This window comes from Streptomyces sp. NBC_01261, from assembly GCF_036226385.1.
Taxonomy (GTDB): domain Bacteria; phylum Actinomycetota; class Actinomycetes; order Streptomycetales; family Streptomycetaceae; genus Streptomyces.
In genome coordinates this window covers 7,559,572-7,571,814 of sequence record NZ_CP108463.1, presented here as the reverse complement: position 1 = coordinate 7,571,814, position 12,243 = coordinate 7,559,572, and the positions used below count along the sequence as shown (strand labels likewise).

Genomic DNA, 12,243 nt, shown 5'->3' with positions numbered 1-12,243 from the left:
AGTGCTATGTGGTCGATACCGCCACCACAACCCCCCGGTCCGCCGCCGGCGACACCGCCGCCGTCACCCGTACCGCCGTCGCCCGGGCCACCCGGCCCGCGCGGGAGGTCGCCGCGAGGAGGGCCGGCTGGACGCGTTCCAGGGCGGAGACCAGGAGTTCCTCGGCGGCGACCAGGACCGGGCCGGCCACCTTCGTGGTCGCCGCCGCGGCCTCCGTGAGGTCGGCGAGTGGGGGCAGGGCGGCCCGGACCACGTTCACGCCCGCGGTCGCCGCCCGTTGCGCGAGGGCGACCTGGAAGGGCAGCAGCGGAGCCAGCGCCGCCGTCAACGCCTCGGCCACGCGCCGGAGTTCGGGGGACGCGTCGGCCAGGGTGTCGGCCAGCGCCCGGATCAGCGGGGTGAGGGCCAGCAGGACGCCCGCGGCCACGCCCGCCGCCGCGGGCAGCAGCGGGGACGCCGCCTCGACCAGGTCGCCGAGCGCCGTGGCGAACTCCTCGACAGCCGGTTCCACCGCGTCCAGGACGGGCAGCAGGCTGTCGCCGAGCACCGTCAGCAGCGCCTGCGCCGGTGCGCTCACCGGGTGCACGGCCAGCGGCGCGCCGGTCGTGCCGAGCCGGGTCAGGGTGTCGACGATGCGGTAGAACGCCTCCTGGGCCTGCGGCGACGCGCTCGCCTCGGCCAGTTCGGCGGTGGTCTCGCGCAGCACCCGTAGCGCCTCCGCGCCCGAACCGTCGCGTGGATCAAGGGTGTTGATCGCGATCCTGGTGATGTTCCCGGCCGTGTCCAGGAGTTGGCCGGTGATGTCGGTGGTGCTGCGTGCCATCCGCAGCACCTCGTCCCTGCTGGGGATCGAAGGAATCGTTGCCATGGGACCTGGGACCTCCTCGCCGGCCGCGCCCGCTGCCCGGTACCGGTGACCTGTGCTCAGCATGCCCCCTCCCCGGCCCCATGAATGCGCCATACGGGGCATCGACGACACCGACAACTTCCTGTTCACCGTTGAGTCGAACAGGTGCGGCTCGCCGTACCGATCTCTGGAACCAAAGAGGAGGTACGCGTGCGCACCATTGCCAGAGCCGTCCCCCCGAGACCTGTTCTGCTCACCGCCGTCGCCCTGACCACCGCCGCCGGTTCGCTCCTGCTCCAGCCCCGCACCGCGGACGCCACCCCCCGGCCCGTCCCCCGCCGGGGTTCCGCGCCCGACCCCGCCATCCGTGAGGGCTCCGGCCCCGACCGGTACGCGGGCCTCGCGCCCGCCACCGCCGCCCGCCGCGCCCTCACCGCCACCGTCCCGCGCACCGACCCCCGCCTCGGCTATCCCCGCCGCCAGGTCCTCTCCCCCGATCCGACGAACCCCGCCGACACGTCCCTCAAGCTCGGCCTGAGCCCGTACGACGCCCTCGCGCCACGTCTGAACTCCCTTCAGCGGCTGGGCGACCGGGTGAGTGTCGAGGTCGCGGGCGTCTCCGCCGGCGGGCACCGGCTCTACCTCGTCACGGTCACCGCCCCGGAGACCGCCGACCAGGCCACCGCTCAGGAACGGATGCGCGAGCTCATCGAGAACGCGCCCGCCTCCGCGGCCAAGTCCCCGGAGATCAAGGCCGGTTACAAGATCCCGGTCCTCTTCGACAACAACATCCACGGCGACGAACGCGAGGGCACCGACGCCTCCCTCGACCTCATCCAGCGGCTCGCCACGGCCAACGACACCCAGACGAAAGACCTGTTGGCGCACAGCCGCCTCTACTTCGACATCACCGCGAACCCCGACGGCCGTATCGCGGGCACCCGCGCGAACGCCAACGGCTTCGATCTGAACCGGGACCTGATCACCGCGTCCCAGCCCGAGACCCGCGCGATCCGCGCGCTCACGATCGACAAGCAGCCCGCCGTCCTGCTCGACCTGCACGGTTACGTCAACGGCACCCTCATCGAGCCGACCACTCCCCCGCACGGCGAGAACTACGAGTACGACCTCTTCCTCAAGAACACCTACGCCAACGCCCTGGACATGGAAGCCGCGGTCGACGGCCTCGGCCACACACCGGCCAAGGACGGGGTCGAGCCCGCCCAGATCCCCTTCCGGGACCAGGCGGAGGGCTGGGACGACTGGCCCCCGGTCTTCACCCCGCAGTACGCGGCCTTCCAGGGCGCGGTGGCCGCGCACACGGTCGAGATCCCCCTCCAGGTCGACAACACGGCCTACGACACCCTCCCCACCGCCGAGCTGCGCCGGCGCGCCGCGATCAACGTGGCCGTCGCGGGCGCGGCGATGCGCGCCACCCTCAACTTCGCCCGATCGCACCGCAGTTCGCTCATCGCCGACCAGATCGAGATGTTCCGGCGGGGCACGGCGGGCGCCGAGCAGGTACCCGTGTCGGCGCGGACCGTCCCGGGGGTCCCGGGCATCGGCCCCGAGGACGTCTACACGACCGAATTCCCCCGCGCCTACACCATTGCGGCCGACACCGCGGGCGCCCGCCTCGTCGCGCATCTCGTCGCCAACGACGTCCGCGTGCTACGCGCGGCGAACGGCCCGTACGTCGTCGACATGCACCAGCCCAAACGGGGCCTGGCGAACGCCCTGTTGGCCGACGGCAGGGACATCAGCGACAAGGTGACGGCGATGTACGACATCTCGGCCTGGAGCCTGGGCCGGCTGTGGGGCGCCACGGTCGAACCCGCCCCCGGTCTCCCCACCACGCCCCTCACCACCGTCTCCGCCCCCTCCCCCGTCGCCCATGTCGCCCCGCACGGCGACCTCCGCCTGCGCCTCACCGACCCGGCCGAGTTCGCGGCCCTCAACTCCCTTCTCCGTCAGGGGATTCCGGTACGCCGGGCGGCGGACGGCAGCGCGATCGTGCCGGACACGCCCTCGGCGCGGGCGGGGGCGACCACGGCGGCCCAGACGTACGGCGTGGTATTCGAGGCCACAACCCTCCCCGGTGTCACGGCACTTCATCCCGTCCGCGTCGCCGCCGCCGTCACCCCAGGTGAGTTGTTCGCGCTGCGGGAGATGGACTTCGACGTGACACCCGTGTCGACGGACGTCCTGAACGCCGGTTTCGACTGGTCGAGGGCGGATGTGCTGTTCGTGTCCGCGGAGTTGGAGTACGGCGACCTGACCCCGACCGCCCGCACCGCCCTGGGCGCCTTCCTCTCCGCCGGGCACGGACTCGTCGGCCGGGGCGTCACCGGCGCCGCGTTCGCCTCCGCGACCGGCCTGCTGACGGCCGCGCCCGTGGAGGGCACCCAGGAGGCCAACGGCGTCGTACGGGTGGTGAATTCGGGCCAGGTCACAGCGGGCGCCCCGCCCTACGGCTTCGTCTACGCGCCGGTGTGGTTCACCGGACTCGGCTCCGGAGTGCGCGTGGAGCAGTCGTACGCGACCGGGAATCCGCTCCTCGCCGGGCACTGGCGGACGCGGGCCGACGGGTCCGGCGGTCCCGCGGACGCGGCGGGGCGGCCCTCGGTCGTCAGTGGCCGACATGCCGTCCTGTTCGGCACGGAGCCCCTCTTCCGGGATCATCCCAAGGGGGAACTCCCGCAGGTCGGGCGGGCGTTGTTCACCATGGCACACACGAACGACGGCACACGCGCAGGGGCACACGCGAGCAGCGGATCAGTCGAGGAGAGCAGATGACCCAGGAGATCCACGGCACCGTAGCCGACGGCTTCGAGACGGTACGGGAGGAGTTCGCCGCGGTGGTGGCGGGCGAACGTGCCGATTATGAGGGCCAGTTGTGCGCATACGTACACGGTCGGCGGGTCGTCGACCTGTGGGCGGGGCCACCTGGTACCGACGGCGACTCGCTCTATGGCGTGTTCTCGTCCACGAAGGGCGCCGCGCATCTCGTGGTGGCGCTGCTCGTGCAGGACGGCACGCTGGAGCTGGACCGCAAAGTGACGTACTACTGGCCGGAGTTCGCGTCCGAGGGGAAAGGCGCGCTGACGCTGCGCGAGTTGCTCTCGCACCGGGCGGGTCTGGTCGGCACGGACACGGGCTTCACGCTCGAAGAGCTGGCCGACGACCGGGCGGTGGCCGAACGTCTCGCCGACCAGCGGCCGTTCTGGCGTCCGGGCACGGTCTTCGGCTATCACGCCCTGGTGATCGGCGCGTTGACCGGCGAGATCGTACGGCGGGCCACGGGCCGTTCGCTCCGGGACGTGCACGAGGAGAGAGTGCGGGCGCCGTACGGGCTGGACTTCTTCCTCGGGCTGCCGGCGGTGCACGAGCCCCGATTCCGCACCGTCCAGCCCCAGTTGCCGACCCCGGAGCAGGAGGCCGCGCGTGCGGCGGAGCCGGCCGGGCCGCACAGTCTCGCCGCGATCGCGTTCAACGAACACGCGGCGCGGCCGACCGTCCTGGAGTCGCTGCCGAACGAACGGGTGATCCGGGCGAAGGGTCCCGCGTCGGTCGGCGGGGTGGCGTCGGCGCGCGGTCTCGCCGGGCTGTACGCGGCGGCGATCAGCGAAGTCGACGACCGGGCCGCCCTGTTGAAGGCGGACACGGCGGCGGAGTTCGGGCAGTTGCACTCCGTCGGGTACGACGTGGTGACCGGCACGCACCGGGCGTACGGCCTGGGTTTCCAGGCGACCGCGGACGCCGTGTACCCGTTCCTGGGCGCCGGCACGATCGGCCACAGCGGCGCGGCCGGCTCCCAGGCCTTCGCCGACCCCCGCAGCGGCCTGGCCTACGGCTACACCAGGCGCCGCTTCGCCTTCCCGGGCGGGGCGGCGGCGGAGAACGTGGGGCTGGTGCGGGCCGTGCACGGCGCGGCGCTGGCTCAGTGACAACCGTCGAGGCCGCACCCCGCATCAAGGGGTGCGGCCTCGTCGTAGCAACTGCTGCTGTCGGAAGAACTACAGCTTGACGATCATCTTGCCGGTGTTCTCGCCGCGCAGCTGGCCGAGGAACGCCTCCAGGTTGTTCTCGATGCCCTGGACGACCGTCTCGCGGTACTTCAGTTCGCCGGAGGCCACCCACGCGCCGACCTCCCGGACGAACTGCGGCTGCAGGTCGTAGTGGTCGCCGACGAGGAAGCCCTCGATGCGGCCGCGGGTCTGGATGAGGCGGCCGAGGTTCTTCGGGCCGGGGGTGGGCTCGGTGTTGTTGTAGACCGAGATCATGCCGCAGATCGCGATACGGCCGCGCTCGTTCAGTGAGCCGATCGCGGCTTCCAGGTGGTCGCCGCCGACGTTGTCGAAGTAGACGTCGACGCCGTCCGGGGCGGCCTCGCGGAGCTGCTTGCCGACCGGGCCGTTCTTGTAGTTGAAGGCCGCGTCGAAGCCGTACTCCTCGACGAGGAGCTTGACCTTCTCGTCGGAACCGGCGGAGCCGATGACCCGGGAGGCACCCTTGAGCTTGGCGATCTGGCCGACCTGGCTGCCCACGGCACCCGCGGCGCCGGAGACGAAGACCGAGTCGCCCTCCTTGAAGGACGCGGTGCGCAGCAGGCCGGCGTAGGCGGTGAGGCCGGTCATGCCGAGGACGCCGAGGTAGGTGGAGAGCGGGGCGAGGTCGGGGTCGACCTTGACGGCGCCCTTGGCGTCGATGGTCGCGTACTCGCGCCAGCCGCCGAAGTGCAGCACGTGGTCGCCGGCCGCGAAGCCCTCGGCGTTCGACTCGACGATCTCGCCGACCGCGCCGCCCTGCATGACCTTGCCGAGCTCGAAGGGGGCCGTGTACGACTTGGCGGCGCTCATGCGGCCGCGCATGTACGGGTCGACCGACAGGTACTTGTTCCGCACCAGCACCTGGCCCTCGGCCGGGGCCCGGGTCTCGGTCTCCACCAGGGCGAAGTCCTCGGGCTTCGGCCAGCCGACCGGACGGCTGAGCAGGTGCCATTCGCGGTTGATCATCACAAGCGCCTTTCGTAGTGCAGGGGGTCGTGCGGGGTGGTTCGCACACTGCCAAATACTTCAGTACCTGAAACAACCATGCGCCTGAATATTTCATGATGTCAAGTAACGGGGTACTCTGAGCCCATGGCCACACCCGAAAAGACGCGCCGCTCCGACCCCGTGACCATGGAGGTCGTCGAGCTGATCGGTGATGTCGTGGCGCGGTTCTACGCGGACTACGAGGAGGCGGCGGGCGACCACACGCTGACCGGGGCGCAGGCCAGGCTGCTCAGCCTGCTGTCCCTGGAGCCGCTGCCGATGCGCAAGCTGGCGCGGAAGCTGAAGTGTGAGCCGTCGAACGTCACGGGCATCGTGGACCGGCTGGAGACGCGCGGCCTGGTGGAGCGCCGCCCCGACCCCGCCGACCGGCGCGTGAAGCTGGCGGCGGCCACGGACGAGGGGCGCCGGGTGGCCCGTAGCCTGCGGGAATCGCTGCGGTTCGCGCGCGAGCCGCTGGCCGGACTGTCGGACGAGGAGCGGCTGGCGTTGCGTGGGTTGCTCCGGCGGATGCTGGAGGTCTGAGCCGGACGGCTCAGGAACACCACCACAGGACCCGCTTGCAGGTCTCCGAGGGCGACGGTGTCGGGCTCGGGTCCGAGGACGACGGGTCCGAGGACGGGGTGGTGGTCGGGTCCGTCGAGGACGTCGACGCCGGGGACGTGGTGCCGCCGCCGCTGCCTGCCGTCGGGGTGCGCGACTCCCCGGGGTCCTTCGTTTCCTTCCCGGACTTCGACGGCGACGCCGACGGTGATGCCGAGGCGTCCGGGGACGCCGTACCCGCGCCGGTTCCGACGGTCTTCGTGACGTCCAGGGGCTCGGCGGTCCTGCCGGCCTCCGCGTCCGCCCCGCCCTCCGCCGAGGCGCCCGGCGCCGCGGACCTCTGGTTGGAGAACGGCGCGTCGGTGCCCAGCTCCGCCAGGCTCAGGCCGCCCGCCGCCAGTACGAAACCGGCCGTTATGAGAAGCACCCGGCGCCGGCGCCTCCGGTGTGCCGCGGCCTTGCGATCGCGACGGCTCGCGCTCGCCGGGTCCGCGCTCCCGGCGTCACCGTCGTCGTCCCCGACCGCGCCAAGCCCGCCGTCATCCCGGCCGCGCCCGCGATTCCCCCGCCGCGCGGCACGCCCCTGGTGTCCGGCGTCCTCGTCATCCGGACTCCCGGTGTCCCCGTCACCGTCCGCGATCACGTGCCCGGCGCCGTCGTCCCGCCCGCGCCCGCGATTCCTCCGCCGTGCGGCGCGGCCCTGGTGTTCGGCGTCCTCGGCGTCTTCCTCGTGGCCGGGGTCGGGCGCGCCCGGGCCCTCGTGCGGGGTGCCGTCCGTTTGCGGGTGGGCTTCAACTCCGCGTGCGTGGGCCTGAGTCGAGTCGGCGGGTACTTCGGCTGATGCGCCGCACCCCGGGCACGCGAGGGCGCCGTTCAGGTGCCGGCCGCAGGGGTGGCAGTAGTCCATGACGCGGGAAGACTAAGTTCCTCACGGGCGACGTTCATAGTCACGGCTGTGAAAGTTGTGTAGGGACGCGGCGGGAAACGACAAGAATCGACACGAACCGACACCGCCCAGCGGTACGCCGATCGCGTCTCTTGCCGAAACCGTTACGCGTTCGACCCATTGACACCCCCGCCCCGCCGTCCTTACTGTCTGCCCAGCATTTCGAACGTGAGCCGATATTTCGAACAGCACTGAAAAGCACAGGGGGCATCTGCCGTGCGCATCACGGGAATCAGTACGCACGTGGTCGGGACGCCATGGCGCAATCTGACGTACGTCCAAGTGCACACCGACGAGGGCGTCACCGGCGTCGGCGAGACCCGGATGCTGGGCCACACCGACGCGCTGATCGGTTACCTGCGCGAGGCCCAGGCAAACCACATTCTCGGTTCCGACCCGTTCGCGGTGGAAGACCTCGTACGCCGGATGAAGTACGGCGACTACGGGCGCGCGGGTGAAATCGTCATGTCCGGCATCGCCGTGATCGAGATGGCGTGCTGGGACATCAAGGGCAAGGCCCTCGGCGTGCCGGTGTGGCAGCTGCTCGGCGGCAAGGTCACCGACAAGGTGAAGGCGTACGCCAACGGCTGGTACACCACCGAGCGGACCCCGGAGGCCTATCACAAGGCCGCCCAGGGGGTCATGGAGCGCGGGTACAAGGCGCTGAAGATCGACCCCTTCGGCACCGGGCACTTCGAACTCGACCACGAGCAGACCCTGTACGCGGTCTCCCTGATCGAGGCCGTGCGGGACGCGATCGGTCCGGACGCCGAGCTGATGCTGGAGATGCACGGCCGGTTCTCGCCGTCGACCGCCGTACGGCTGGCGCACGAACTCGCGCCGTTCAAGCCCGCGTGGCTGGAGGAACCGGTTCCGCCGGAGAACCTGAAGGCGCTGGAGAAGGTCGCCGCGAAGGTGGACATCCCCATCGCGACGGGTGAGCGCATCCACGACCGGATCGAGTTCCGCGAGCTGTTCGAGAGCCAGGCCGTCGACATCATCCAGCCCGACGTCGGCCACCTCGGCGGCATCTGGGAGACCCGGAAGCTGGCCGCGACCGCCGAGGCGCACTACGTCCTCGTCGCCCCGCACAACGTCGGCGGACCGGTCCTGACCGCCGCCTCGCTCCAAGTCGGCTTCTCCTCGCCGAACTTCAAGATCCTGGAGCACTTCAACGACTTCGCGGACGCGGACATCAAGAAGGTCGTGAAGGGCGCCCCGCAGGTGATCGACGGCTACTTCCACCTCTCGGACGCGCCCGGTCTCGGTGTCGAGCTGGACGTCGACGCGGCGGCCGAATTCCCGCAGCAGCAGGCCCGGTTCGACCTGTGGGCGGACGGCTGGGAGCAGCGCAAGCCGAAGGGCTCGAAGTGAGCACCGCGGTCGTCGTCGAGGCCCCGGGCGAGCACCGGCTGGCCTCGCACGAGCCGCGGCAGCCGGACGCGGGCGAGGCGCTGGTGCGCGTCCACGCGGTCGGCATCTGCGGCAGCGACCGCGAGGTGTACCAGGGCAACAGGCCCGAGGGATACGTCCGTTACCCCCTCACCCCGGGCCACGAGTGGTCCGGCACCGTGGAGGCGGTCGGCGCGGGTGTGCCCGCAACTCTCGTGGGACGCAAGGTGGTTGGCGAGGGCTTCCGCAACTGCCAGGTCTGCGACCGGTGTCACGCGGGCGAGACAACGTTGTGCACGGCGGGCTACGAGGAGACCGGCTTCACCCAGCCGGGCGCGATGGCCGCCACCCTCACGCTCCCCGCCCGACTCCTCCATGTCCTCCCGGACGAGGCCGACTTGACGGCCGCGGCACTGCTTGAGCCCGCTGCCTGCATCGCGGCCGCCGCGCTCAAGGCGAACGCGCGGCCGGGTGAGCGGGTCGCGGTGGTCGGTACCGGCACGCTCGGGATGTTCGCGGTGCAGTTCCTGAAGGCGGGCTCGCCCGCCGAGCTGCTCGTGGTGGGCACCCGGCCCGACCGCGCGAAGCTGTCGAAGGACTTCGGCGCGAGCCGATTCCTCACCAGGGACCAGGAGTTGCCCGACGATTTCGACGTCGTGATCGAGACCGCCGGGTCCGCGTCCGCCGCGCGCACCGCTGCCTCCCTGCTCCGGCGCGGCGGACGCCTGGTCCTCACCGGTATCCCGGCGCCGGGCGCCGAGGGTCTCGACCCCACCGATCTCGTCGTACGGCAGCTGGAGGTGCACACCGTCTTCGGGGCACCGCCGGACGCCTGGGCGCACACGGTGCGGGTGTTCGGGGCGGGGTTGCTCGATCCGCTTCCCCTGGTCACCCACGAGCTGCCGCTGGCCGAGTTCCCGCAGGCCATCGAGCTGGTGGGGTCCGGCGATCCCAAGGTCGGCAAGGTGCTGCTGCGGCCGTAGGAAACCCCAGCCGTACGCCGGCACGGGGTGACCTGACCACCCCGTGCCGGCGTACCACCAGAGTCTTTTTCTACCCCGAGCCGCGAACCTCGTCCGAAATACCGAACGCGAAGGACAGCAAGTGACCGACACCGCCACGGCAGCCCGCAGGCCCGGGGAGCAGGCCCTCTCCGCGCTCGGCCTGGGCGCGCCCGCCCTCGACCCCGCCGACGCCTCCACCCACACCTTCCCGGACGGCGGTCGCTGGCGCACCGAGATCCCCTCGTGCGAGGGGCCCGAGGCGCTGGCGGTCATCCTCAAGGAGTCCTCGCGCCTGGACGTGCCGATCCACCGGATCAGCCAGGGCAGCGGAGTGTGGATGCTGACCGACGCCGAGATCACCGAGATGGTCGAGGCGACCGCCGAACGCGACATCGAGCTCTGCCTGTTCACCGGGCCGCGCGGGACGTGGGACATCGGCGGCTCGGTCCGTTCCGACTCGCGTGGCGGGGGTCTGCGGGCCCGGGGCCACGACGCGGTCGCCGGGTGCGTCGAAGACGCCGTGCGCGCGACGGAGTTGGGCGTCAAGTGCCTGCTCGTCGCGGACGAGGGCGTGCTGTGGACGTTGCACCGGGCGCGGGTGGCGGGGATCATCCCGGCCGACACGACGCTGAAGGTGTCGGCGCTGATCGGTCCGGTCAACCCGGCGGCGTACGCGGTGTACGAACGTCTGGGCGCGGACTCGCTCAACGTGCCCAGCGATCTGACGCTGGAGCACCTGACGGAGATCCGGCGGGTGTCGGCCGCCCCCATGGACATGTACATCGAGGCGCCGGACGACCTCGGTGGCTACATCCGGATGTACGAGGTCGCGGAACTGATCCGCCGAGGCGCCCCCCTGTACCTGAAGTTCGGCCTCTCCAAGGCCCCCGGCATCTACCCGTGGGGCACCCATCTGCGCGACGTCACCCTCGACACGGCACGTGAGCGGGTCCGCCGGGGCCGGCTGGCCCTGGACCTGCTCGCGCGGCACGGCGCGGACGGGGACATGGCTCCGCTGGGCTCCAGGTTGCCGGGTTCCCTCAACCGTTTCCCCGTCGAGAGTGCCACTGACTGACCGACGGGGCCGCGGGCCGCCTGTGGCTGGCCGCGCACCCAAAGACCCGGGCCGGCGTCAGAGGGACGCGGGGAACCGCGCGACCAGCCACAACGGCCCCGCACCTCTTCAACACAGGCCCGCTTACGAAGGGGCGCGAGGAACCGCGCGACCAGCCCCCACCGGGCCCGCACCACACAACACAACCGGCACCACCCCGCATCCCGAACCACCCCCCAAGCTCGCTGCACCTCTCAACGACGAGAAGAATGAGGCCAGTTCACATGCGCATCCACAGAAGCGCCCTCCCCCTCATAGCCGGCGCCGCCACCCTCGCGCTGACCCTGTCCGCGTGCGGACAGAGCGGCTCGGGCGGCAGCAAGGAGAAGGAGAGCAGTGCCAAGGGCGGCACGATCGGCATCGCGATGCCGACGAAGTCCTCCGCGCGCTGGATCTCCGACGGCAACAACATGGTCAAGGACCTGAAGACCAAGGGCTACAAGACCAAGCTGGTCTACGGCGAGGACGACCCGGACACCCAGGTCTCGCAGATCGAGAACATGATCACCCAGGGCGTCAAGGGCCTGATCATCGCGGCGATCGACAACAAGTCCCTGAACAACGTGCTCCAGGAAGCCGCGGCCGCGAAGATCCCGGTCATCGCCTACGACCGCCTCATCCTCGGCACCAAGAACGTCGACTACTACGCCTCGTTCGACAACGAGAAGGTCGGCACCCTCCAAGGCACGTACATCGCCGAGAAGTTGGGGCTGACCACCGGCAAGAAGGGCCCCTTCAACATCGAGCTGTTCGCCGGCTCGAACGACGACAACAACACCAAGTACTTCTTCGACGGCGCGATGAAGGTGCTCCAGCCGTACATCGACAAGAAGGAACTGGTCGTCAAGTCCGGGCAGACCGCGCTCAACAAGGTCACCACCCTGCGCTGGGACGGCACCACCGCGCAGAACCGCATGGAGGACATCCTCACCGGCTCGTACAAGACCGGCCGGGTCGACGCGGTGCTCTCGCCCTACGACGGCATCTCCATCGGCATCCTGTCCGCACTGAAGTCGGACGGCTACGGCACCTCGGCCAAGCCCCTGCCGGTCATCACCGGCCAGGACGCCGAGCTGGCCTCGGTGAAGTCGATCATCGCCGGTGACCAGACGCAGACCGTCTACAAGGACACCCGGCAGCTCGCCAAGGTCGCGGACACCATGATCGACGACGTGCTCAACGGCAAGACGCCGCAGACCAACGACACCAAGACCTACGACAACGGCACCAAGGTCGTCCCCGCCTACCTGCTGCAGCCGGTGAGCGTCGACAAGACGAACTACGAGGACGTGCTGGTCAAGGGCGGGTACTACACGGACGCGCAACTCAAGTAAGTCCGCTGC

10 protein-coding genes are annotated in these 12,243 nt (G+C 70.8%); 7 read left to right on the top strand and 3 right to left on the bottom strand.

Translation table 11 applies throughout. The features are described 5' to 3' along the window. Positions 1-4: 4 nt before the first annotated feature. The gene (locus OG226_RS33705; protein ID WP_329351006.1) at positions 5-868 is read right to left on the bottom strand and encodes a hypothetical protein; all 864 of its coding nucleotides are present in this window, start codon (positions 866-868) and stop codon (positions 5-7) included. A gap of 189 nt (positions 869-1,057) precedes the next feature. Here OG226_RS33705 and OG226_RS33700 point away from each other — a divergent pair, with 189 nt between their 5' ends. Together OG226_RS33700 and OG226_RS33695 are read left to right on the top strand one after the other, a co-directional pair. Then, positions 1,058-3,643 (top strand): M14 family zinc carboxypeptidase, encoded by a 2,586-nt coding sequence (locus OG226_RS33700; protein ID WP_329351005.1) that lies wholly within the window; start codon positions 1,058-1,060, stop codon positions 3,641-3,643. Further along, on the top strand, positions 3,640-4,794 hold the full coding sequence (locus OG226_RS33695) for a serine hydrolase domain-containing protein (RefSeq protein ID WP_328683570.1): 1,155 nt from the start codon (positions 3,640-3,642) through the stop codon (positions 4,792-4,794). Before OG226_RS33700 ends, OG226_RS33695 begins: the two co-directional genes overlap by 4 nt. A gap of 69 nt (positions 4,795-4,863) precedes the next feature. Here OG226_RS33695 and OG226_RS33690 read toward each other — a convergent pair whose 3' ends face one another. After that, positions 4,864-5,862: an NADP-dependent oxidoreductase gene (locus tag OG226_RS33690; RefSeq protein ID WP_328683569.1), complete on the bottom strand. Its 999-nt coding sequence runs from the start codon at positions 5,860-5,862 to the stop codon at positions 4,864-4,866. Between the two features lie 126 nt (positions 5,863-5,988). Here OG226_RS33690 and OG226_RS33685 point away from each other — a divergent pair, with 126 nt between their 5' ends. Continuing rightward, positions 5,989-6,426, top strand: coding sequence for a MarR family winged helix-turn-helix transcriptional regulator (locus tag OG226_RS33685; protein ID WP_329351004.1), 438 nt, complete (start codon positions 5,989-5,991; stop codon positions 6,424-6,426). Positions 6,427-6,436: 10 nt separating this feature from the next. Here the strand turns inward: OG226_RS33685 and OG226_RS51670 are convergent, their stop codons facing one another. Next, on the bottom strand, positions 6,437-7,351 hold the full coding sequence (locus OG226_RS51670) for an SCO2400 family protein (protein ID WP_443066932.1): 915 nt from the start codon (positions 7,349-7,351) through the stop codon (positions 6,437-6,439). Between the two features lie 255 nt (positions 7,352-7,606). On the opposite strand from OG226_RS51670, the gene OG226_RS33670 reads away from it, so the two are divergent. The 4 genes from OG226_RS33670 (at position 7,607) to chvE (ending at position 12,234) form a co-directional block, all read left to right on the top strand. After that, the gene (locus tag OG226_RS33670; RefSeq protein WP_328683566.1) at positions 7,607-8,764 is read left to right on the top strand and encodes a mandelate racemase/muconate lactonizing enzyme family protein; all 1,158 of its coding nucleotides are present in this window, start codon (positions 7,607-7,609) and stop codon (positions 8,762-8,764) included. Further along, positions 8,761-9,765, top strand: a complete 1,005-nt coding sequence (locus tag OG226_RS33665; RefSeq protein WP_328683565.1) for a zinc-dependent alcohol dehydrogenase — start codon at positions 8,761-8,763, stop codon at positions 9,763-9,765. The genes OG226_RS33670 and OG226_RS33665 overlap by 4 nt, the downstream gene beginning before the upstream one ends. A 121-nt stretch (positions 9,766-9,886) precedes the next feature. Next, positions 9,887-10,861, top strand: coding sequence for a hypothetical protein (locus OG226_RS33660; protein WP_329351001.1), 975 nt, complete (start codon positions 9,887-9,889; stop codon positions 10,859-10,861). A gap of 263 nt (positions 10,862-11,124) precedes the next feature. Further along, positions 11,125-12,234: a multiple monosaccharide ABC transporter substrate-binding protein gene (chvE, locus tag OG226_RS33655; protein WP_328683563.1), complete on the top strand. Its 1,110-nt coding sequence runs from the start codon at positions 11,125-11,127 to the stop codon at positions 12,232-12,234. The last annotated feature ends 9 nt before the right edge of the window (positions 12,235-12,243 follow it).